Genomic DNA, 23,176 nt, shown 5'->3' with positions numbered 1-23,176 from the left:
CATATGGCTAAAATAGGAATTACCTGCTACCCTACAGTAGGGGGCTCAGGCGTGATCGCGACAGAACTTGGTAAACTTCTTGCAGAAAAAGGGCATGAGATTCATTTTGTAGCTTCCCAAGTTCCTTTTCGGTTAAATCGAGTTTATCCAAATATCTATTATCATGAAGTAGAAGTCAGTAACTATCCGGTTTTTCAGCATCCTCCTTATGATCTAGCGCTAGCTAATAAAATGGCTGAGGTCATAAACAGAGAAGAACTGGATATTCTCCATGTGCACTATGCCATGCCTCATGCTATCTGTGCTATTTTAGCTAAACAAATGGCTAAACGTGATGTGAAAATTATTACAACTCTCCATGGTACGGACATTACCGTGCTGGGTATTGATTCGAGCTTAAAGCAAATGATCAAATTTGGTATTGAACAATCTGATAAGGTTACAGCAGTCTCTGAAAGTTTAGTTCAGCAAACTCAAGATCAGCTTTCGACTGATAAACCGATAGAAGTCATCTATAATTTTGTAGATGAGAGAGAATATTATCAAAAGCCCTCTTATTCACTAAGAGAAGATTATTGTATTAAAGAAGAGGAAAAAGTAATTATTCATATTTCAAATTTCCGCAAGGTGAAAAGAGTGCCTGAGGTTGTACATGCTTTCTCTAAAATTGCCGCTGAAGTGCCTGCAAAGCTTCTCCTTGTAGGGGATGGTCCTGAATATTCTGATGTCCATCAGCTTGTAAAAGATCTGGATCTCGAGGGACAGGTGCTTTTTCTTGGGAAACAGGAAAATGTCAGCGACCTGCTGTCCATCTCGGATTTAAAGTTACTGCTATCTGAAAAAGAAAGCTTTGGTCTTGTTCTTCTAGAAGCTATGGCTTGCGGGGTGCCGTGCATAGGCTCTAATATCGGAGGCATTCCAGAAGTTATTGATCACGGTGAAACCGGCTATATTGCTGAATTGGGTAACATCGATCAGGTTGCTTATTTTGCCCTGAAGATGCTGACTGATGATGATTTAATGGACAGGCTTTCTGTTAATGCAAAGCAGGTGGTAGAAACAAAATTTGCCTCGGGAACAATTCTTAACCAATACGAAGAGCTTTATGAACGGGTGCTGAATAATGACTGAAAGCAACGAAACAAAATTGGAAGCGGCCTTTGAATTATTAGCAAAAATAGAGAAGGGAGGAGGAGAAGCTTATATTGTAGGTGGAGCGGTGAGAGACTATCTTTCCGGCCGGCCACTTGGAGATATAGATATTGCTACTTCTGAGCCTCCCTCACATATACAGAAGATGTTTGATAAAGTAATTCCTGTAGGCATTGAACATGGAACCGTAATTGTCCGTTTTCGCTCAGTTTCTTACGAAGTGACCACCTTTCGCACAGAAGAAGGATATGAAGATTACCGCCGCCCGGATGAGGTTACATTTGTACGTAACATAAAGGAAGACCTTGCTAGGCGGGATTTTACGATCAATGCTATGGCTATGGATCGATTTGGGACTATAATAGACCCTTATTATGGACTAGAAGCGATTGAAAAACGCCAAGTAAAAGCTGTGGGTGATCCTTTTGATCGGTTTACCGAAGATCCTTTACGAATGATGAGAGCCGCACGGTTTTCAAGCCAGCTAGAATTTGAAATTGAAAAAAATACGAGACAGGCGATCTTAGCTAAGTCCAGCCTGCTTAGTTATATATCCATGGAAAGAATTGCAGTGGAAACATTGAAACTCTATCGGGGCCGGGGATACAAAAAAGCTATTTCACTGGTGAGTAATACTAATCTGATTACTTACTTGCCAATCTTTAATACAATACCTTCCTTTCCAAATGTTGTGCCGCTTGTACGGTTATTTTCCTGGCCTGAACTGGTCACCTATTACATGGCTTATACACCTTCGTTTGCTATTAAAGAATGGATGAAAAGGTGGAAGCTTTCCAATAAAGAGAGACGTGAAACGGAAGAATTGCATAATGCGTTGAACGAATATTCGGTTAAGAATCGTGTTACCCCCTGGCTTTTGTATGTATTACCTGAATCCTTACAAAGAGCTTTTGCTAGAGTTTTACAGGCTAAAGGACTCGCAGATGAGTCTATTCTTGTGCAATTGAAAGAAGGATGTAAGAACTTACCCATTCTTTCGAGCAAGGAGCTTGCATTTCAGCCGCAGGACCTTATTTCTTTATATCCTGATAAACAAAAAGGGCCTTGGATTTCTGAATACATGAAGGAAATAGAGTATCAAGTCGTTGAAAGACATTTAGCCAATGATTATGAAAAGATAAAGGAGTGGGCATTACTGTGGAATCCACCCGAAAACAACTGATTGATTTATTGGAAAAGGAAAAGGGTTATGTATCTGGACAGCAGTTATCAGACTCATTAAATATTTCTCGTACGGCTGTGTGGAAGCATATGAACGAATTAAAGAAAGATGGCTACCAAATTGAAGCGGTTCGGAAGAAAGGATATAAGATTCTTTCATCCCCAGATAAGATTAGCGGCAATACACTTCAGTGGGGGCTTGAGACTAAATGGCTGGGACAGAAGCTTCTCCACTTCGATCAAGTTGAATCCACTCAGGAAATCGGTCATCAATTAGCCAGCCAGGGTAAACCGCATGGCACGGTTGTAATAGCAGATGCACAAGGAAAAGGAAGAGGTAGAATGGCAAGGAACTGGCATTCCCCAAAAGGAAAGGGAATATGGATGAGTATTTTGCTGCGTCCTGACCTTCCTCCTATGAGGGCGCCTCAACTTACATTGCTTGCTGCTACCGTGCTGGCTAAGATGGTAAGAGAGAATACTAATCTTCACCCCCAGATTAAATGGCCCAACGATTTGCTTATTGATCATAAAAAAGTCTCAGGAATCTTAACAGAAATGCAAGCTGAACATGACCAAATCCAATATGTTGTGTTAGGAATCGGTATGAACGTAAACCAGCAGTTGAATGAAATCCCGCAAGATATCCGCCATAAGGCTTCTTCTTTAAAGATTGAGTCCGGTCAAGAATGGGATATCCAACAAACCATTCAATCGATCCTGCGTCTATTTGAAAATACATATGATAGTTACGTAGAGCGAGGCTTTGAACAAGTAAAGAAGGAATGGGAGTATTTTGGTTATCGGATTGGAGAAGAAGTCACCATATCGACTATGAGGCGGAAATGGCAGGCTACCCTTATTGGGATAGAGCCAGATGGAGCACTTCGAGCCAGAGATAAGGAAGGGAACGAAGAGAAACTATATTCAGCCGAGATTCAGTGGGGGGAAGGAGGTTACCATGCTTAATAAAAGTCAGTTTATAAAAATGAAGCAGGATAAAGATAAAATAGCCATGATTACGAGTTATGATTATCCATCGGCTAAAATTGCTGAACAAGCAAAAGCAGATATGATTTTAGTGGGGGACAGTCTTGGAATGACGGTGCTTGGGTATGATTCCACCATTCCAGTTACAATCGCTGACATGATTCATCACGGCAAAGCTGTGAAAAGAGGGGCTCCTGATACCTTCACGGTCGTAGATATGCCATTTATGTCTTACCACGTGTCCACCCAGGATTCTTTATACAACGCAAAGAAACTTTTTCAGGAAACGGGAGCGCAAGCTTTGAAACTGGAAGGAAGCGGAGAAGTCATTCAAACGATGGAAAAACTTGTTCACGCAGGTATACCTGTGTTCGGACATATAGGTTTAACGCCACAATCAGTTCATGTTTTAGGAGGTTATAGAGTTCAGGGGAAAGATAAGGCAACAGCAGCCCGCTTACTTCAAGAAGCAAAAGCGATTGAGGCTGCAGGAGCCATCGCCATTGTACTGGAATGTATCCCAAGACAATTAGCAGAGGTGATCTCTAGAGAATTAGTTATTCCTGCGATTGGTATAGGAGCAGGGGCAGAATGTGATGGACAAGTCCTCGTTTATCACGATATATTAAAATATGGAGTCGACCGCTTACCGAAATTTGTGAAACCTTACCTTGATAGCAATCACATACTGGGAGAAGCTGTTCAAACATACGTGAATGAAGTTAAATCAGGGGAGTTCCCGGAAGTTAAACATACGTTCACGATGGATCCTGACAGTCTGCCAGACCTTTAAGGGGCATGAAAAATGAAAGTTATAAAAGAGATAAAAGAAATGCAAAAAACTACTGCTGATCTCAACCGGGCAGGGAAATCGATCGGGTTTGTACCAACAATGGGTTATTTACATGAAGGACACGAGCGTCTGCTACAGGAAGCACGGAAAGAAAACGATTATGTTATATTAAGTATCTATGTTAATCCTCTTCAATTTGGGGAACACGAAGACCTGGATCATTATCCTAGAAATATTGATCATGATCTGTCTGTAGCAAGAAGAAATGATATCGACTTTATTTTTCTGCCTGAAAATAAAACGATGTACCCGGCCCCATTATCTATAGAAATGGCTGTCACTAAAAGAGCACACGTCTTATGCGGGCGGAGCCGCCCAGGACATTTTGAGGGCGTAGTGACTATTTTGACCAAATTATTTAATATATGCCGGCCGACAAAGGCTTATTTTGGTCAAAAAGATGCCCAGCAGGTGGCCGTGGTGGACGCTCTTATCCAAGATTTCAATTTTCCTGTTGAATTAGTTTCTGTACCAACTGTAAGAGAGGAAGATGGTCTGGCTAAAAGCAGCCGCAATATTAATTTATCTCCACAGGAAAGATCGGAAGCACCGTCTATCCAGAAAGCTTTACAAAAGGGGAAGAGCCTCATGCAGACTCATAACCCTGACATACAGGAAGTTATACAAGAAACCCGGCAGTTTCTTGAAAGGGAAACTCGTGGTAAAATAGATTATATTGAGTTATTGTCATATCCTGAGCTGGAGCCAATAGAAATCTTCGATCGGCAAGTAATTCTTGCTGCTGCTGTTTATTATGAGAATGCCCGATTAATAGACAATTTGGTTTTCCGCCCAGGTGAGATATCTTAATGAAGAGGTTCGAGGAGGACTGAACATGTTCCGTACGATGATGAAGTCGAAAATTCATCGCGCTCGCGTCACTGAAGCTAATTTAAATTATGTGGGAAGTATAACTATTGATCAAAATATATTAGATGAGGTAGGAATTCTGCCGCATGAAAAAGTCCAGATTGTTAATAACAATAATGGAGCTAGATTAGAGACTTACGTAATTGCTGGAGAAAGAGGAAGCGGCGTCGTATGCTTGAACGGGGCTGCAGCTCGACTTGTACAACCTGATGATATTGTTATTATAGTGTCTTATGCTATGGTAAGTGAGAATGAATTGGCGGACTTTAAACCTAAAATTGCGTTAATGAATGATCATAATCAGATTGCCGAATTGCTGGAAGAAGAACCACCGCTTACAGCTTTACCTTTTTAGTAAGTTTATAGAGCTGCATTAGTACAAAGGGGATCTTTGCCAGGGCATCATATAAGGCGGGATCCTTCCTTTTTGCTATTAAGTGAAGTTTGAAAGAGGGATATTGATGACTACATTTGCGATTGTGGATTTAGAAACGACAGGAAACGCTAAAGAAGATCGGATCATTGAGATAGGGATCGTGATTACGAAAGAGACAGGCTCCGTCATCAAAGAGTTCTCTTCTCTTATTTACCCTGACAGGGGTATCCCTCCGTTTATTACCTCATTAACAGGGATAGAGGAAGAGGACGTATTGGATGCTCCCTTTTTTTCAGAAATTATAGATGAGGTTTATCATCTTATTAAAGACAGCTATATTGTTGCCCATAATATTGAATTTGATCTTGGGTTTCTTAATGGTGAATTTAAACGATGCGGATACGAACCATTACATAATCCTGTTATTGACACCGTAGAACTCGCACGAATTTTAATACCTACTTCCCCTACTTTCAAACTGGGACAGCTGGCAGAGCTTTTAGGGATGGGACATGACCGTCCTCATAGAGCCTTATCAGACGCCCAAGTGACAAGAGATTTGCTGATTTATTTGCTTAATCGAATGAGTCGTCTTCCTGAGCGCACCTTGTTTCATTTACTGAAGGTAGAAGACAAGCTTAAAAGTGAGCTGCGTCCTTTTATAACAAAAATAAGGGACGACAAACGTTACTCTCTTGAGAAAGAAGAGGGCTACACGTTAATACATGGAATTCCAGTAAAAAAATCCAGCCATCCTCAAGCGGAAAGTTCTGCTCAACTTCCTTCTTTTAGTAAATGGATAGAAGAAGCTTATGAAGATGAGGAAGGCATGAAGAAAGTCATGAAGCATTATGAATCCCGTACGGGGCAAAGGGATATGACTGAACTGGTGTTTAACTCATTAGACAAATCAAAGCATGCCCTGATTGAAGCGGGAGCAGGGACAGGAAAGTCCATCGCTTATTTATTAGCCTCCTTATATTATGCCGTCCAAAACGGTCAGCGGGTTCTTGTAACGACTCATACCACCAGCTTACAGCAACAGCTGCTTGAAGAGGAGATTCCAAGTTTAGAGCATTTATTTAAACGTCCTATTCGTACAGTTCTTTATAAAGGAAGAAGTCATTATATCAGTTTGATTCACTTTAGTTATGAACTTGAACAATCCCGGCAGGACAACTATGATATTGCCCTTACAAAAGCAATTATTCTAGTTTGGCTTACAGAAACAGCCACGGGAGATGTGGATGAAATTCAATTGCCTTCTAATGGCAGGCAATTCTGGCACAAGGTTTCAGCTGAACAATCAACCAAGACGGTTGATTTAGATTTAGGGGAAGATTCTTTCTACCATTGGGCTCAAGAAAAAGCTTCTCATGCGGATCTTCTAATTACGAACCATGCTTTGTTCTGTATGGACTTAGTAAGTGAAGAACAAAGACTGCCAGCCTATGATCGTGCCATTATAGATGAAGCTCATCACCTTGAACCTGTAGCCAGTCGTTATTTTGGAATAAGGATGAATTATAAGGAACTGCAAAGACAGCTCAGTCAGTTTAGTGATATGTTTAAAAAAAGTACCTACCGCCAATGGGTTTTTCGTGAATCCTTTTACAAAGAGGCGAAAAAGTGTCAGGCAACAGTGGATGAAGCAAAAGAAGAACTGAATCAACTGTCCAAGTATATTTTTCAAAGCATCAAAAGGGAAAACAAAGGGGACAGAAAAAAAAGTGATGTGGGCCGCATTCAGTATGCATTAAAAATGGGAGAGTCATCAGGGTTCCAGTCAACTGCCAGGGAGATGTCACTCCGTTTTACTGCTTTATTATTCAAGTTAATTACAGGAATGGATCACATGCGTGAACAAATGCGATTGGCTGTCAGTATGGCAGAGGATCACTCGTTACCAATTTTAATAACTAGACTCGATAGACACATTGAACTTTGCCATCAGATCCGAAAGCAATTAATGGATTACTTTGACTCTAATACTGAAGAACTGGTGAAATGGATAGAAATAGAGGGAGAAGGGGCAAATAATTCGATTTACCTGTTTAGTGAACCACTCAACATTGCAGATTTACTGAGAGAGGAATTATTCCATAAAAAAGAGAGTGTAGTGCTTACGAGTGCGACTCTATCTACAGATGGTTCTTTTTCTTATATGAAAGAACTATTGGGTATAGATCAGGAGGACTTGGTGGAATCAATTATTCCTTCACCATACTCTTATGATCGGCAGGTACAGGTAATGGTGCCCAATGATTTTCCGGATATTAAACGTAATCCAGATGAATATATCGATGCCATTAGTGAAGCGATCTATTCCATTGCCGAAGTGACCAAAGGAAGAATGCTTGTCTTGTTTACTTCGTATGATATGCTTAGAAAAACCTACAGCTTGCTGAAGGAGATTATTGATCCGGAAGAATTCATGATATTCGCTCAAGGGGTGTCAAGCGGGAGCCGAGATCGACTAAAGAAGAATTTTCAGTCGTTTGAGCAATCCATTCTATTAGGAACAAGTTCATTCTGGGAAGGAGTGGATATTCCAGGTGAGGACCTTTCCTGTTTAGTAATGGTGCGTCTGCCATTCCAACCGCCAGATCAGCCGGTTCAGTCCAAGAGAGACGCTCAAATGAAAGAAAGTGGCCGAAACTCTTTTATGGAGAGGTCACTTCCCCAAGCCATTATCAGGTTTAAACAAGGATTTGGAAGACTCATTCGGTCCAGTACGGATCGAGGAGTTGTTTTCATATGTGATCAGCGGCTTATGGAAGCAAGATATGGGAAGTACTTTTTAAATTCCATTCCAGAAGTTCCGGTCAGCTATCGGTCTACCCGGGAGCTTATCAATCAAATGGAACAATGGTTGTAATCCAAGGTAATTTCAATCAACATGGCCCTTCTAACCTGTTATACTAGGAAGGGCTTGATTAAAAGATAAAAAAATTATTTCTGAATCATGGAGGGAATCATGTGGAAAATAAAGTAGAAACCCTTTCAACGGTCCGTATTCAAAAATCTGACGACCTATATAAAATTGTGGATACTTTAAACCGTACCTTGAAGGATAAAAATCTAATGTTTGGGTTGGCACTTGATGATGAGGACAATGAAACCGCAGTCTTCACCATTTACCGTACCTAGCTGGCTGAAGTGGAGCTTTATCATTATAGGAGCTCTCTTCTTTCTCGGCGGGGCTTTGGCTGTATGGATGTACGTAAGTATTAACAAGGATCTTCACGCTGGAGAGGAAGAAGCCCGTGAAATGGCGCTTAACCAGACGGAGATTGCTACAGTTGAAAAAGTAAGCATCTATCACGGTAAAAGTAAGGTACATATTGTGAAAGGAAAAACTCAAAGTGGTGAAGAAGGGATTCTTTTCATCGATTTGTCCAACCACAAGATCTTGAATGAACAAATGAACCTGGAAATTATAGCTGAGCAACAGCTGAAGCAGAACTGGAGAACTGAGTGTCAAAATTGTATATTTAAAAATATCCAATTAGGTTACGAAGAAGAACAGCCGGTTTATGAAATTACGTATGTAGACTCGCAGAATCGATATGTATTTGATTACTATAATCTAAATGGAGAACGATTTGATCAGCGATTTGCATTTAAACAAAATTAAAAAAGGAGTGGATAATAATGGAATTAGCTAACCGTGTTCAATCCCTTACCCCTTCTAGTACCCTGGCGATCACAGCACAGGCTAAGGCTTTAAAAGCAGAGGGTCATGATGTGATAGGTCTAGGAGCAGGAGAACCTGACTTCAATACACCTGCCCATATTTTAGACGCAGCTAAAAGAGCGATGGATGAAGGTTTAACAAAATATACACCAGCAGGCGGAATACCTGAGTTAAAGAATGCCATAACTGCAAAATTAAAACGAGATCAAAACTTAACCTATACGAATGAGCAAATCATTGTTACTACTGGTGCAAAACACGCTCTTTTCACCCTTTTTCAAGTGTTATTGAATAAAGATGATGAGGTTATCGTTCCTGCTCCTTACTGGGTGAGCTATCCCGAGCAGATTAAATTAGCGGAAGGGAAGCCTGTCATCGTCCCGGCTGATGAATCAAATAACTTCAAGATTACGCCTGAACAATTGAAGGCTTCTATTTCTGAGCGAACGAAAGCCATTGTAATAAATTCACCAAGTAATCCCACTGGGATGATGTATTCGGAAAAAGAACTGAAAGCCCTGGGTCAAGTTTGTCTTGATCATGATATTTTAATTATTTCGGATGAAATTTATGAGAAGCTTGTTTATACGTCCGAAGAACATGTTTCCATTGCTCAATTATCCGACGAGCTTTATAACCAGACCGTCATCATAAATGGAGTTTCTAAATCTCATTCGATGACAGGGTGGAGAATAGGGTTTGCTGCCGGTAACAAATCCATTATTAAAGCTATGTCTAACATGGCGTCTCACTCAACTTCCAATCCGACTTCCATTGCTCAATATGCCGCTCTTGCTGCCTATATTGGAAGTAATGAGGAAGTAAATGAAATGAGAGAGGCATTTAAAGAGCGACTGGAGGTTCTTTATGAAAAACTTACATCAATTCCAGGCGTAGATTGTGTAAAACCTTCAGGTGCCTTCTACTTATTTCCGAATGTACAAAAGGCGGCTGAAGCAGGTGGTTTTTCAAATGTAGACGAATGGGTAAAAGCCCTTCTTGATCAGGAAAAGGTAGCTTTAGTTCCTGGTTCAGGATTTGGAGCTCCACAAAACGTTCGTTTATCCTACGCCACTTCGTTAGATCAACTTGAAAAGGCAGCAGATAGAATTAAACAATTTGTACACAACCATCAATCTTAAAGTTAAGCTGGAGGTATAAGCGTGAAAACAACAATTTCTCAAGTTTCAAAACATCTTAATGAAGAAATTACTATAGGAGCTTGGCTTGCTAATAAGCGTTCAAGCGGAAAAATTGCTTTTCTTCAGTTACGGGATGGAACTGGATTTATGCAAGGAATCGTAGTAAAAGCCGATATTGGAGAAGATAAATTTCAGGAGGCAAAAGCACTTACCCAGGAATCCTCCATGTATGTAACAGGCACGATTGTTGAGGATACCAGGTCTCCATTAGGGTATGAAATGCAAGTGACGGACTTCGAGATCATTCACGAAGCTGTGGACTACCCAATCACACCTAAAGAGCACGGCACTGAATTTCTAATGGATCACAGACATTTGTGGTTACGTTCTAAACGCCAGCATGGAGTCATGAAAATCCGGAATGAAATTATTCGGGCAACTTATGAATTCTTTAATGAAAATGGGTATGTAAAAATTGATCCCCCGATCTTAACCGGATCTTCGGCTGAAGGAACAACAGAACTTTTCCATACCAAATACTTTGAAGAAGACGCCTATTTGTCTCAGAGCGGTCAGTTATATATGGAAGCTGCAGCGATGGCCTTTGGTAAGGTGTTCAGCTTTGGACCAACATTCCGAGCTGAGAAATCAAAGACCCGAAGGCATTTAATTGAATTTTGGATGATTGAGCCGGAAATGGCGTTTATGGATCACGAAGATAGTCTCGAAGTTCAGGAGCAGTATGTGTCTCATGTTGTACAATCTGTACTCAAGAACTGTAAGATTGAACTGGAAGCGCTCGGACGTGACACCGGGCAGTTAGAAAAGATTCAAGCTCCATTTCCTCGCATTAGTTACGATGAAGCCATCCAGCTTGTGAAGGAAAAAGGATTTGATGACATTGAATGGGGAGATGATTTTGGAGCTCCCCACGAAACAGCTATAGCTGAAAGTTATGATAAACCTGTTTTTATCACGAATTATCCAGCAGAGATTAAAGCCTTTTATATGAAGCCTGACCCAGCTAGACCAGAAGTGGTCTTGTGCGCTGATTTGATAGCCCCTGAAGGTTATGGTGAAATTATCGGAGGGTCTCAGCGAATTGATGATTTAGAACTTATGAAACAACGCTACGAGGACCACGGGTTGACGGGTGACGCTTATAATTGGTACTTGCAGCTTCGAGAATACGGAAGTGTACCTCATTCTGGATTTGGGCTTGGATTGGAACGAACAGTAGCCTGGATCGCAGGTGTAGAGCACGTGCGTGAAACTATTCCATTCCCTAGATTGTTGAATCGACTGTATCCTTAAGTACGGGAAAAACACCGATTACCCGCCTCATGGCGTTATCGGTGTTTTTCTTTGAAATCATAATCGGGAGTGAAACGTATGGCTAAGTATCAAAGCTTTCAAACAATGATAGACAATCAAATGATGATACCGAAGCAGCTGCTAACGGATTACCAAAAATTGGGTATGGGAGAAAGAGAACTTCTTTTACTTCTTCAGCTTCACCGTTTCCGAGCGGAAGGGAATTTATTCCCTACTCCCGAGGAAATAGCCCAATACCTATCCGTTTCCAGTCAAGAATGTTCACGCATTCTTCGCAGCTTGATTCAAAAGCAACTGCTGCAAATTGAGCAGCAGCAGAACGAGCAGCAGGTCTTGACGGAATGTTACTCTCTTGAACCTCTTTGGGATAAGCTGTTCAGCTACACACCAAGGCGAAGGGAAGAATCCCAGGAGTTTAATGAGAATATTTTTCCATTATTTGAGCAGGAGTTCGGAAGACCATTATCTCCTTTTGAGATAGAAAATATTAATATATGGCTCGATGAAGAACAGCAATCCCCTGCTTTAATTAAAGCTGCCTTACGGGAAGCGGTATTAATGAGCAAACTAAATTTCAAGTACATTGACCGCATTCTAAGGGAGTGGAAGAGAAAAGGTGTTCATACAGTCGAGCAGGCACGCGAGCAGGGAAAACAGTTCCGCCAGGGCGGAAACAACAGTTCAAGAAAGAAAGAAGAAGAAAACAAGCAAAAAAAACGTGATGTATCTTTATACTACAATTGGTTAGAGGAGGATTCATAAAAAGCCTACTATGCTGAATAAAACACAAATACGTTATTGTTTAGACGTTTTTAAACAGATGTTTCCTGAGGCAGAGTGCGAATTAAACCATTCGAATCCCTTCGAATTGCTCGTAGCTGTTGTGTTATCCGCTCAAGCCACAGACTCACTTGTTAATAAAGTCACACCTGGATTGTTTCAAAAATACAGGACACCCTTTGATTATATTGAGGTACCTCTTGAAGAATTACAGAATGATATTAAGCGAATTGGTCTTTATCGTAATAAGGCTAAAAATATTAAAAAGCTTTCTCAAACGTTAGTGGATCAGTTTGACGGTCAAGTTCCACCTACCAAAGAGGAGTTAGAAAGCCTGGCAGGAGTAGGTAGGAAGACAGCCAATGTCGTAGCATCAGTAGCATTTAATGAACCCGCAATTGCTGTGGATACTCATGTTGAGCGTGTTTCCAAGCGATTAGGCATATGCCGCTGGAAAGATTCCGTTCTGGAAGTGGAAAAAACGCTGATGAGAAAAGTTCCAAAAGATGAGTGGAGCGTTACCCATCATCGTATGATTTTTTTTGGCCGCTACCACTGTAAAGCCAAAAGACCAAATTGTGAAGAATGCCCTCTCTTGGTTTTATGCAGAGAAGGGAAAAAGCGAATGAAAAAACAAGAAACAAGAGAGCAGTAAAAAAATTAAAAAGCGAACTCCGAAATGGGAAGCCACTGAAAACCCCTTTCTATCAAGATGAGTTATTAAAGGTTGTTGTTGATTCTCACGAATCGCTTGTCGATGGATGCCTGCCGCAGGCGTCACCATCGAACGCTCAAAGTGGCATCAACAGTGGTCTATCTAAAAATAGTGATTTTCTTTGATCTATAAAAGAAAATCACTATTTTTTTGTACTATGAAAGGAATACATAAAAGTGAAGGATTCCATGTTAGACCGTCAATTATCCATGAATTTAAGTCAGTATGAGGGGATTTACGATAAGGTGGTCCCTAAGGACCACCTTATTCGGAAAATCAGCGACCCTATAGATTTATCCTCCGTTTAAGACGAACTGAAGGACAAATACTGTTATGATAATGGCTGGAATGCTATTCATCCCATTCGTATGTTCAAATCTCTCCTCCTGAGAACTTATCTATACGCTGTCTCACGCGGAAGTCGTAGAACGAGTTTTAAATCGACATGACCTTCTAAATACTCTTTGAACTGCCCCAGAGGATGACGCCATTAATCCGAGCCTATTAGCTTATTTCCGTCGCAGACGTCTAAAAGACGAAAATCTTTTAGATCTATTGATCGGAAAAAAACGTGGAGGTTGCTTGAAAAAAGGCATGATTCAACCCAAGCTCTCACCCTTGAAGCGGCGACACGAAAGTTCGATACAACCAGACATCTCATTAAGAAGTATTGCGTACCCGTTCCAAGAACGTCCGTAAAATGATTTATTCCGTGGATGAATCGATGGAGAAAAAGTTTCCTGAGAAACTAATATTAGGGATTCCGCAAGCTAAACTGGACTATGGTCGAATTTATTGAAAAGAAACCGAATCTTGGCTTTGCGGTATAAGATTGAAGCGAAAAATAGTGAATTAAAGCATAGGGAAGAATATGAGATTGCCTCATCTTCGGGTCTTGAAAGAAGGCGCCCGCAAGGCGCCAAGGCAATTGTTACAACGATTGTGAGAGAATCGTGAAACTAATGAAGGAATAAAGAGTACAAGCCTCATGAAAATATAAGAAAAGCGGATTGTATGGAAAAATATTCCATGCAATCCGCTTTTCTGAATTCTACCTTTCATAAACCTTCAGTTTTTCAGTGGCCTTCCGAAATTCCTTTTTTAAGCAGCTTCGTCTGTAGGTTCTTGTTCGTCTGTATTAGGCTGCTCAGGGGCAGGCTCTTCAGGGGTTTCTTCATTATTGCTGTCTTCAGAACCTTCAGCATCCCCGTTTTCACTGTTATTCCCGGAATTATCAGAGCCTTGATTCCCGTTTTCCTGATTGTTTCCTTCTCCGCTGTTTTCCTCCTGGTCATTCTCATTACCTTCTTCATTGCCTTCCCCAGGGGCAGGAGGTTCTTCATCTGTATTTTCTTCAGGCGGAGTGCCTTCTTCATTTGATGGGGTATCTTCATTATTTTCTTCTGGAGCTTGTTCTTCAGGATTCTCCTCCGTAGAAGGCTCTTCATCAGGAGACTCCTCTTCAGGAGTTTCTAATGGATTTCCTTGGACTCCAGGTACTTGAACTCTTTCTCCTGTGGATTCACTGCTTTCGGCTTCACCACTTTCACTTACAGCTTTGACTGCAAATTGATAGGTTGCCCCTTGCTGAACATTAGAAACGCTGGCGCTTTTATCTTTTGTCGTAGTTAATTCTCTATAATCCCCACCATCAATCGATACGGAGACCTGGAATGAAACATCTTCTGTATCGCCGTAGGACCAGTTTAAATCAATGGAATTTGAGCCTTCGTTATATTTTCCTGTCAGAGAATCTACAGGGTCCAGCTGTTTAAATGTCTTAGAAACCTTTGATGGCTGGTTATCGACGTGGAAAAGCTCCGTTACAACCCGGCTCTGCGGTGTATTCGAACTAGGGAGCTTAGCTGGACGAGATCCTTCTTCAACTTCGACTTGTACAACAGATTCTGGCTTATTGAAGTCAGCTGTTTCTTTACCTTCTGATAATTGAGTCATCAGGGGTTTGAAAATCTGTTTCGGTATATCTTTTCCGGCCTGTGATAAACCTTTCATGTCATTATAGCCGGTCCATATGGATATAGAGTAGTTGGTTGTATAACCATTAAACCAGGAATCTGGTGCACTATCCCCGCGGTTTGTCGTTCCGGTTTTTCCGGCTTCAGGGAGACCGGAGACATTAGCTGCCTGACCTGACCCTTCAGACATGGTGGTCTGCAGCATGTCACTGATCATATAAGCGGTATAACTGTCCATGGCTGATTTTGGTTCCGATTTCGTATCTAGTGTATCTTCGCCAGGAACTTCAATTTTTCTTACTGTATAGGGTTCATTATAAACACCTTCATTCCCAAAGGCAGCGTAAGCTCCTGCCATTTGTACAGGGTTTACGCCAATGTTTCCACCAATTGCATCTACTGGGACTATATTCGAATTATTGTAGGAAATACCTAGACCTGAGGCGAATTCTTCTGCTTTGTCCATCCCTACTTCCTGCATGGTTTTCATAGCCGGAATATTGAGGGAACGACTTAATGCATATCTTGCAGAGACCCATCCTCTAAAACGGTTATCAAAATTATTAATTTCTTTTCCGTTAATTTCATATTCTTCATCTTTAATCTGGTGATAAGTGGAGATTTTGTCATATTGAATGGCAGGACCATAAGCCATTATAGGTTTAAAGGTAGAACCAGGCTGTCTCGTGATTTCAGTAGCATAGTTTAGATCGCTTCCCTGATAATCACGACCACCACCGATGGCGCGGATGGCTCCAGTTTTTGTATCTGTGACGGCCACACCTGTTTTCAGTTCATCATCCGGCCAGGAGATTGGGCCATCACTGCTCAATAGCTCTTCCACTGAATCTTGTGCCTTAGGGTCAAGAGTGGTATAGATTTTTAATCCATCTTTGAAAATATCTGCCCCGTCCATTTTCGCTTCAACTTCTTTTTTAACTTTTTTAATAAAAGCATCATAGGGGGTTTCTTTTTTTTCTGTTTCTGTTTTATCTATCATATCCTCTATACTTGTTTTTCTGGCTTCCTCGGCTTCTTCTTCTGAAATTTTCCCATGCATAACCATCAAATTAAGCACCGTATTGATTCGATCTTTCGCAAGATCGGGGTTTTCAAGTGGATTATAGCCTGACGGACGCTGAGGCAGACCAGCTAACAGAGCTGCCTGCGGTAAAGTTAACTCACTTAAGTCTTCTTTTCCAAAGTAAGTTTTAGCAGCTTCCGCAACGCCATAAGCACCTGCTCCGTAATAGATTTTATTCATATACATTTCCAGGATTTTTTCTTTCGAATACTCCTGGTCAAGTTTGATAGCTAAATACTGTTCCTGTACCTTTCTTTCGATCGTCTTTTTGCTCGTTAGAAATGACCTCTTTACAACCTGCTGAGTAATGGTACTTGCACCTTCTGCGCCGAACCCGCTCGTAATGTTAGCTCCGACCGCTGCTACTATTCTTCTGAAGTCAATACCAATGTGATCGTAAAATCTTGAGTCTTCTGTAGCGATCACCGCGTCTTTGAGGACTGGTGGCAGGTCGTCATAAGTTACTTTGGTTCTTCGTTCTGCTCCTGCTAAATCTGTAATCAGGTTATCATTCATATCGTAAACTTTTGAAGAAAAAGGAGTGGATAATTGCGATTCATCTAATTTAGGTGCACTTGAAATATAATAAGCGAACAGTCCTCCGGTACCGATCATTAATACAAGACCGACGATGAGGATGGTTAATAATATTTTCTTAAACAACGGCTTTCCTTTCTTTTTCTTAGAAGCCTTCATCTGATTTCTTCTTGCTGTACGTGATTGGCTTTCGTTTGCCATTTAGTTCTCCTCCAATTCAGAAATAAGCTTATCCAAAGCAGCAGCGTAATCAACTCGTGCCTGGAAATGGAAAGGAATGTGGTAACCTTCCTTTTTAATAAAAGCGTAGGGAATTGATTTTCTTCCGCCTTTCCACTGCTCATCCCAAAATATAAATAGTTGCTTGGAAGGAAGTAAATACACTTCCTCCAACGGAGCAAACTTGATGATCATAAAACAGATACCACCTTGTTGATCCACTGCTTTCATATGGTCAATCTGGTGTTGATGAACGTTGCTTAACGGGAATGACGTCTTATTTCTTGTTTCTTTCGCTTCGAAATCAATATACTTACCGCGATAAACCCCATTAAAATCTGTGGTAGAAGCTTGCTTAAAATAGGCTTCTTTTATTACAGCAGCACTTCTTTTGGGATAATCCACGTTTACGATCTGGACGGGGGTTGGTTTCTTATGAACTACTGCGATTTGAGAGTCTAAGTAGTATTTGTTCGTTAAACTGATATCTTCTTCCAGCGTCATTCCACGATTGCTAAATGTAGTCTTTTTTTGCTGTTTAGGTGCGGAAAATTTTTTTGCATTAGCCGACCGTTTTCCATTGGGATATTTCATTCACTATACCTCCCTGCAGCCATGAGAGTATCATACCAAAAATTAACCTCCAAGGATATATGTGAAGGCTTCAATTTTTTAGACGTATGGACAACTAAAAGGTTTCATTTATTTTAAGCATTCGACAAAAAGTTCAAATCATGGACAATTATACCATTTATTTTCCGAACTAATTATTCTATTCGAAAAAAAGAACTTGTTTAAGGGGGATTAAAAAAGGCTGCTGCTAATTTATTCAGCAGCAGCCCTCTTATTAAGTGGATGGACGGTTTTCACCAGCAAGCTTCGGGTTATCCGTTTTTGCAGGTTCGGGTTTTTTAGGTTTTTGATCTTTCTTTTTTGGCATAAAGAGTCCTCCTTTACTGTCGAAGGTATTTGTTCAATTTGACTTGTTTTGTAGCATTAGTTCTAGTCTTGTCATTGGGGAAGGAGTTATACATTAACAGGAGAATTAAAAGGGTATCAGGGTAGAGGAGGAGATGAATGTGCAAATATATCGCACTTCTTCAGAATTCGAGGAGCAGCTGCTTAAATTGAAAGATAAAATGTCAGGTTTAAAGCAGCAGGTAGCCACAAGAACGGATGAGACTGTATTTAGTATGGCTGTAGCCCATAGAAAAGAAATGGATGACCTTTATGATGGATTATTTCATTTAAAGCAGCAGATTGAAGAAGTAAGGCTTGGGAAGGAAGATCAGGTTAGAGAGAAGTATCATCACCCAAAGGACCAGGTTTCAGCTATATGATTCATTGATATAAAAGAGATAATCATGGTAAGGTAAACTAAAAAGGTGTGAACATATTTTGGCGTTAGAAAAACATACAAAAGATTTAAAGCAACTGATCGATCACCTCCATACTCAATTTCTGGAAACTGAGGGTCCCGTCGATAAAAAAAATCACGCTTTTTTTGAAAAAGTGAAGGAAGAAACCTCGCCCATGTTTGAACTTAACAGTTTGTGGAGTGAAGAGGCTGAGGAGTATGTGAAAAACCGAGGGGCAAGCGTACATCCAAATCAGATTAAATCTACGAATGAAAATATCGAGATGATTATTTTGCACAGCTACTATGTGGATGTGCATCGGAAAAGGTTTAAGGAATTATATCAATCCGTTCATTACGTTCTGGATATGATATTAAGTGATATAAAAAACAGGTAGTAAATAGCTAGAAACCTCAGTGTAGCCACTGAGGTTTTTTTGTTGATCTTCTATGATTTCTCTGAAGAAATTTCTCATAAGAGGCTTATTACGCAATAGGGCCATAGGAAAGCGAGTTATTTCCCCACCAACCCTCATCCCCATTTTAGTAACGGACCCATTTATCTCGAAACTGAGTCTTCAACAAACGGGAGCTTTACCTTAAAATCAGCACGGAATAACAGAGCCTAAGTTAAAAAAGCTGCCGGATTTACCGGCAGCTAAGTTTATATAGAACTGTTAATTCTTTTTAAAAGCATAGGAGGTTTATTCGTGTGTCGTTTTCTTTCCCGTAATTTTTACGATAATTAAATAGAATGCAGGTACAAGTAACAGGGTGAGTATAGTTGAAAATAACAAGCCAGACACAATAGATACTGCAAGTGGCTTAAACAAGACATCACCTGTAAATATAATCGGTGTCAGAGCTGCAATTGAAGTTAGAGAAGTAAGGACAATCGGCCTTACTCTGGCACGCCCTGCTTCTATTACGGCTTCAACCGTAGATGAGTAGGTTTCTTTATTCTGCTCGATAAATTCAATCAATATTACAGAATTACGAACAACAATACCAGATAATGAGACAATTCCAAGAACTGCTAAGAAACTTAGTGGCTGGCCGGAGACGAATAGACCAATAATAGCTCCTGTAACTGCCAAAAATACAGTTCCGGTTATTAATACTGGCATTAATAACGAGTTAAATTGGATGGCGATAGTCAGATAAATCAGGAACAAGACGATCACAAACAGTTTAGCAACTTCAACAAAGAACTCTGTTTGAGCGTCTGTCTCCCCGCTTTCTACAAGAGAATAACCCTCTGGTAAGTCTTCTTTAATTGCAGATACAACATCATTGGACTTACTTGTAAATGCTTCTTCGGCACCCTCTTTTGGATAAGCTTCGACCGTAATCGTACGTTTGCCATTCAGATGAGGAATAGCCCCAACTTGTTCAACCTCTTCCTGAGAGATGAGTTCATCTAAGGAGAAGGAAGCAGGTGGTTGACCTTCACTTGGATTCTGCTGGCTGACTACCGTTAAATTTTCTAAATTAACCCCATTTGGATCTTCGTCATCAAGTATAATTTCCAGAGGAAGACGTTCCACCCCATTATCAAACGTTCCAAGAGGCACTCCAGTGTTAGCAAGCTGAAGCTGAGAGGTAATTTGACTGATCGGAATATTATTTTCAGCGAGCTTATCACGGTCTGGATTAAACTGTGTGAATGGCTGCCCGGATCCTGCATTAATGGTGGCAATTTCTGCTTCATCGATGTCAGCCAGTTGATCCCTTGCACTTCTAGCTTCCTGAATGAGCGGCTCTAATTCTGGACCTTGAATCTTTACTTGAACCGGCGGGGACGGAGGTGGACCCGATACAATGGTTTCAAGAAATACTTCTGCATTGGAAAATTCTTCTCTTAATGGCTCTTCCCAATTGTTAATAAAGGAAGAAGCGCTGGTTTCATCACGGTCTATTCTCACTAAGAGCTGTCCTGTATTTTCACCTGAACGATTCAGGGAGGAATTGAATATGTTAGGAAGACCTGTACCCGTATATATAGCGGATTCAGTAATGTTCTCTTCCTGCTCTGTTAAAAAGTCTTTCATTGCTTCCAGTTGTGATTGAGTTTCTTCAATTGGCGTTCCCTGTGGGTATTCTACTGAAATAGTAACTTCAGGGCGGTCCGCAGAAGGAAAGAACTCAAAAGGAATGCGAACAACCAGTGTGGCAAGCAGAGCACATAAAATTAAACCTGTAAGAGCAGTGAGCCACGGTTTTTTAGTAGTCTTTGGCAGAATGGAATCGGCATAAACACGTTCGATCCAATTAAAGAACCCGCCAAGGAGACCTGCTTTTGATTTATTTTGCTTTTTCTGCCGGCGTTTTCTTGCATATTGAACGGTTGGTATAAAGGTTAACGCAATGATAGTTGAAGCAAGGATCGTAAAGATGAGCACGGTTGGCAAAGCCCTTATAAAATCACCGTTTGAACCTGACAAGAAAGTTAATGGGAAAAAGCTGAAGATAATCATAAGAGTTGAGGTAACAATCGATTTTCTTACCTCTTTAATCCCGCGTATAGTACCTTCTAAAGGACCATCTCCAAGCTGGAATCTTCGCTGAATATTATCATTAACCACAATGGCGTCGTCCACGAGTATTCCAATGGCAATAATCATTCCAATAATGGATATCTGGTTTAAATCTACTCCTACGTAGGGGAGTGGAATAAGTCCAATAATAATGGAAATTGGAATTGACAAAGCTACCAGAATAGCAGAAGAAATAGGTAAACCCAACACCATAATTACGATTACTGCAAAAAATGAGATGGAGAACGAAGTGATTAGATTTGTGAAGACTTCTTCTATAATTGTACTTTGAGTGTAGAATTGATCCACCTCAATAGCAGCCGGTAATTCACTAGAGAGCGTATTAATTCTAGAGGTGATACTATCCTGTAAAGCAGATATATTTACTCCTTCCTTGGCTAGTATTGTCACAGATAACGCTGCTTTTCCATCATAAGAGATCAGGTCATCTACTTCTTCATTGATTACATTTATGGACCCGATATCTTCAATAGTTAAACTTTCACCTTCATTATTTTGACCGATTGATAATTGCGATAACTCATCAATATTTGAGTATTTATCAAGGATAAGCTGATAAATTTTGTTATCTTCCTGTTCCGTTCCTATTGCTGCAGGTGCAATTTCGTTCTGTATGGATGAGATGACCTGTGAGGGAGATAATTGATTTTCTTTAAGCTGGGTATTATCTAAGCTGACGGAAACTTTTTGCCCAGGTAAGCCTTTAATAAGAATAGATTCTACGCCAGTAATTTCAGTTAATTCGGCCCGCCATGTTTCTAATGTATCTCTAAGATTATAAAGGTCTTCATCATTGTCAGCGAGTAAGTGATAGGAAGCTACAGAAGAGGAATTAAGGTCTGTATTTACATCAGGATCTTGTACCTCTTCGGGGAATCCGCGAGAAACGTCAGAGACCACCTGACGAATTTTTGAATTCACTGTATTCGGCTCAGCATCCCCAGTAAGTGTAGTGGTAATGGAACCAAAACCTGTGGTTGATGCTGAGGTGACTTGGTCTACCCCCTGGATGTTTAATAATTCTGTTTCCAATGGATTAATGACGGTTCTTTCTACTTCCTGAGGAGTTGCCCCTGGGAATACGGTAGAAATCGATGCTACATTAACATTAATCTCGGGGATTTCTCTTTTTGGGAGCTGAAGATAAGTAAAGATACCTGTGAAAATCAGCAGAATTATGAAAACCCAAATGATCTTATTGAATTGAAGTATTTTGGACATCTCTGTTCCTCCTTTATTACCATTGAAATTAAGCAGCTATTTAATGATTACATCAAGTATAAACTTTTTTTTGACACATGTGTCAAATATTAATGTCCTGAATGTGTTTTTAGATGAGATTATTTCATTTTGTAATCGCTTTACATATATATGGAATTGTTTTATAATTATCATCCCAATAAAAGGGAGGTTATAATATGAACCAGGAAGAGTTAATTCAACATGCTAAAGATAGTCGGGAAAAGGCTTATACTCCCTATTCAAAATTTCCTGTAGGAGCAGCACTTCTAACAGCGGATGGAACTCTGTACACCGGATGTAATATTGAGAATGCCGCTTATCCGGTAGCGTGCTGTGCAGAAAGAGTGGCCATTTTTAAGGCCATTTCAGAGGGGCACGTTAAATTTCAGGAACTCGCTGTAGTCGCAGATACAAAACGTCCCGTTCCACCTTGTGGTTCATGCCGTCAAGTAATGAGTGAATTCTTTGACTCGAGCGTGAAGATTCATGCTTCTAATCTCTCAGGAGATTATAAAACGTTGTCTATGGATGAATTACTGCCTTTTTCTTTTTCATCCGCCGATCTGCCGGAGGAATCTTCTTAAGTAATAGCTTTACATAGAAGGAGGGATGCAATCCTTCCTTTTTTCTTTTCTTTAGCAGGAATAACGTGAATTTAATCTTGACTACTTTGTAAGCTTCTTTTTTTCTTTTATGATCGATGGGAAAGTTCTTATTAATATGATAATTTCGCCCAGTACATCTTGCAGATGCATGACATACGCTGATAAGGAATAGACGATAAGGAGTGAAAGTTGTATGCATCACCATTCAATGCAAGGTCAAGGCGCTCATTCCTGCGACAGGCGTCCGATCGTTTGCCCGGTACAGCAATGTGTAGTAGACAATTACTTTGTAGAAAATCAAGACTATATTCATCCGACGCACATATTAGTTCAAAACCATCATTTACTAAATAATTTTCATTATTTCCCTTATATGACTTCGGAGGCTAATTCTTTCCAAACTCAGGATTACGCCTTCCCGCAAGGATCTTCACCAGATTATAACTGGATGGATTACATGTCTCAAAACCAAATGGGTCAGGGCCAGATGCCGATGATGCCTCAGG

General features: G+C 40.5%; 20 protein-coding genes. 17 read left to right on the top strand and 3 right to left on the bottom strand.

Annotation, left to right across the window (positions count from 1 at the left end):
- Positions 1–3 precede the first annotated feature (3 nt).
- The 13 genes from bshA (at position 4) to nth (ending at position 13,032) form a co-directional block, all read left to right on the top strand.
- On the top strand, positions 4–1,131 hold the full coding sequence (gene bshA, locus BMZ06_RS03165; RefSeq protein ID WP_089750055.1) for an N-acetyl-alpha-D-glucosaminyl L-malate synthase BshA: 1,128 nt from the start codon (positions 4–6) through the stop codon (positions 1,129–1,131).
- Positions 1,124–2,335: a CCA tRNA nucleotidyltransferase gene (locus BMZ06_RS03160; protein ID WP_089750053.1), complete on the top strand. Its 1,212-nt coding sequence runs from the start codon at positions 1,124–1,126 to the stop codon at positions 2,333–2,335. The genes bshA and BMZ06_RS03160 overlap by 8 nt, the downstream gene beginning before the upstream one ends.
- A complete protein-coding gene (locus tag BMZ06_RS03155) occupies positions 2,311–3,303 on the top strand; it encodes a biotin--[acetyl-CoA-carboxylase] ligase (RefSeq protein WP_089750051.1) in 993 nt (330 codons plus the stop codon). Before BMZ06_RS03160 ends, BMZ06_RS03155 begins: the two co-directional genes overlap by 25 nt.
- Entirely contained in the window at positions 3,296–4,117 is an 822-nt protein-coding gene (gene panB, locus BMZ06_RS03150; RefSeq protein WP_089750049.1) for a 3-methyl-2-oxobutanoate hydroxymethyltransferase, read from the top strand. Before BMZ06_RS03155 ends, panB begins: the two co-directional genes overlap by 8 nt.
- A gap of 12 nt (positions 4,118–4,129) precedes the next feature.
- Positions 4,130–4,987 carry a pantoate--beta-alanine ligase gene (gene panC, locus BMZ06_RS03145; RefSeq protein ID WP_089750047.1) on the top strand — a complete coding sequence of 286 codons (858 nt, stop codon included), beginning with the start codon at positions 4,130–4,132 and terminating at the stop codon, positions 4,985–4,987.
- A 25-nt stretch (positions 4,988–5,012) separates the two neighbouring features.
- Positions 5,013–5,402, top strand: coding sequence for an aspartate 1-decarboxylase (gene panD / locus BMZ06_RS03140; RefSeq protein WP_014643491.1), 390 nt, complete (start codon positions 5,013–5,015; stop codon positions 5,400–5,402).
- 106 nt (positions 5,403–5,508) lie between these two features.
- Complete coding sequence (gene dinG, locus BMZ06_RS03135) at positions 5,509–8,301, top strand: ATP-dependent DNA helicase DinG (protein ID WP_089750046.1); 2,793 nt, start codon at positions 5,509–5,511, stop codon at positions 8,299–8,301.
- Between the two features lie 101 nt (positions 8,302–8,402).
- Positions 8,403–8,573, top strand: coding sequence for a YpmA family protein (locus BMZ06_RS03130; RefSeq protein ID WP_065814010.1), 171 nt, complete (start codon positions 8,403–8,405; stop codon positions 8,571–8,573).
- The gene (locus BMZ06_RS03125) at positions 8,539–9,060 is read left to right on the top strand and encodes a cell wall elongation regulator TseB-like domain-containing protein (protein WP_245755940.1); all 522 of its coding nucleotides are present in this window, start codon (positions 8,539–8,541) and stop codon (positions 9,058–9,060) included. Before BMZ06_RS03130 ends, BMZ06_RS03125 begins: the two co-directional genes overlap by 35 nt.
- 17 nt (positions 9,061–9,077) lie before the next feature.
- Positions 9,078–10,262: a pyridoxal phosphate-dependent aminotransferase gene (locus BMZ06_RS03120; protein WP_089750042.1), complete on the top strand. Its 1,185-nt coding sequence runs from the start codon at positions 9,078–9,080 to the stop codon at positions 10,260–10,262.
- A 21-nt stretch (positions 10,263–10,283) separates the two neighbouring features.
- Positions 10,284–11,576: an asparagine--tRNA ligase gene (gene asnS / locus BMZ06_RS03115; protein ID WP_089750040.1), complete on the top strand. Its 1,293-nt coding sequence runs from the start codon at positions 10,284–10,286 to the stop codon at positions 11,574–11,576.
- 78 nt (positions 11,577–11,654) lie between these two features.
- Positions 11,655–12,359 carry a DnaD domain-containing protein gene (locus BMZ06_RS03110; protein WP_089750038.1) on the top strand — a complete coding sequence of 235 codons (705 nt, stop codon included), beginning with the start codon at positions 11,655–11,657 and terminating at the stop codon, positions 12,357–12,359.
- Positions 12,360–12,369: 10 nt separating this feature from the next.
- Complete coding sequence (nth, locus tag BMZ06_RS03105) at positions 12,370–13,032, top strand: endonuclease III (protein WP_089750036.1); 663 nt, start codon at positions 12,370–12,372, stop codon at positions 13,030–13,032.
- Between the two features lie 1,161 nt (positions 13,033–14,193).
- Here the strand turns inward: nth and BMZ06_RS03100 are convergent.
- On the bottom strand, positions 14,194–16,890 hold the full coding sequence (locus BMZ06_RS03100) for a transglycosylase domain-containing protein (protein ID WP_089750033.1): 2,697 nt from the start codon (positions 16,888–16,890) through the stop codon (positions 14,194–14,196).
- Positions 16,891–17,502, bottom strand: coding sequence for a Holliday junction resolvase RecU (gene recU / locus BMZ06_RS03095; protein ID WP_089750032.1), 612 nt, complete (start codon positions 17,500–17,502; stop codon positions 16,891–16,893).
- Between the two features lie 485 nt (positions 17,503–17,987).
- Here recU and BMZ06_RS03090 point away from each other — a divergent pair, with 485 nt between their 5' ends.
- Positions 17,988–18,248 (top strand): hypothetical protein, encoded by a 261-nt coding sequence (locus tag BMZ06_RS03090; protein ID WP_089750030.1) that lies wholly within the window; start codon positions 17,988–17,990, stop codon positions 18,246–18,248.
- 58 nt (positions 18,249–18,306) lie between these two features.
- Complete coding sequence (locus BMZ06_RS03085) at positions 18,307–18,663, top strand: YppE family protein (RefSeq protein WP_089750029.1); 357 nt, start codon at positions 18,307–18,309, stop codon at positions 18,661–18,663.
- A gap of 306 nt (positions 18,664–18,969) precedes the next feature.
- Here the strand turns inward: BMZ06_RS03085 and BMZ06_RS03080 are convergent, their stop codons facing one another.
- Positions 18,970–22,044 (bottom strand): efflux RND transporter permease subunit, encoded by a 3,075-nt coding sequence (locus tag BMZ06_RS03080; RefSeq protein WP_089750027.1) that lies wholly within the window; start codon positions 22,042–22,044, stop codon positions 18,970–18,972.
- Positions 22,045–22,241: 197 nt separating this feature from the next.
- On the opposite strand from BMZ06_RS03080, the gene BMZ06_RS03075 reads away from it, so the two are divergent.
- Positions 22,242–22,649, top strand: coding sequence for a cytidine deaminase (locus BMZ06_RS03075; protein WP_089750025.1), 408 nt, complete (start codon positions 22,242–22,244; stop codon positions 22,647–22,649).
- 214 nt (positions 22,650–22,863) lie between these two features.
- Positions 22,864–23,176, top strand: a 313-nt coding sequence (locus BMZ06_RS21020; protein WP_245755939.1) for a CotD family spore coat protein, incomplete at its 3' end; no start/stop codon positions are given.

Source organism: Halobacillus alkaliphilus (assembly GCF_900113125.1).
GTDB classification, from domain to species: Bacteria; Bacillota; Bacilli; order Bacillales; family Halobacillaceae; genus Halobacillus; species Halobacillus alkaliphilus.
This window is presented reverse-complemented; position numbering and strand designations above follow the sequence as displayed.

Coding starts and splice junctions, on each gene's coding strand:
- bshA (WP_089750055.1), top strand. CDS start 4: ATGGCTAAAATAGGAATTACCTGCTACCCTACAGTAGGGGGCTCAGGC.
- BMZ06_RS03160 (WP_089750053.1), top strand. CDS start 1,124: ATGACTGAAAGCAACGAAACAAAATTGGAAGCGGCCTTTGAATTATTA.
- panB (WP_089750049.1), top strand. CDS start 3,296: ATGCTTAATAAAAGTCAGTTTATAAAAATGAAGCAGGATAAAGATAAA.
- panC (WP_089750047.1), top strand. CDS start 4,130: ATGAAAGTTATAAAAGAGATAAAAGAAATGCAAAAAACTACTGCTGAT.
- panD (WP_014643491.1), top strand. CDS start 5,013: ATGTTCCGTACGATGATGAAGTCGAAAATTCATCGCGCTCGCGTCACT.
- dinG (WP_089750046.1), top strand. CDS start 5,509: ATGACTACATTTGCGATTGTGGATTTAGAAACGACAGGAAACGCTAAA.
- BMZ06_RS03125 (WP_245755940.1), top strand. CDS start 8,539: ATGAAACCGCAGTCTTCACCATTTACCGTACCTAGCTGGCTGAAGTGG.
- BMZ06_RS03120 (WP_089750042.1), top strand. CDS start 9,078: ATGGAATTAGCTAACCGTGTTCAATCCCTTACCCCTTCTAGTACCCTG.
- BMZ06_RS03110 (WP_089750038.1), top strand. CDS start 11,655: ATGGCTAAGTATCAAAGCTTTCAAACAATGATAGACAATCAAATGATG.
- nth (WP_089750036.1), top strand. CDS start 12,370: ATGCTGAATAAAACACAAATACGTTATTGTTTAGACGTTTTTAAACAG.
- BMZ06_RS03100 (WP_089750033.1), bottom strand. CDS start 16,890: ATGGCAAACGAAAGCCAATCACGTACAGCAAGAAGAAATCAGATGAAG.
- recU (WP_089750032.1), bottom strand. CDS start 17,502: ATGAAATATCCCAATGGAAAACGGTCGGCTAATGCAAAAAAATTTTCC.
- BMZ06_RS03080 (WP_089750027.1), bottom strand. CDS start 22,044: ATGTCCAAAATACTTCAATTCAATAAGATCATTTGGGTTTTCATAATT.
- BMZ06_RS03075 (WP_089750025.1), top strand. CDS start 22,242: ATGAACCAGGAAGAGTTAATTCAACATGCTAAAGATAGTCGGGAAAAG.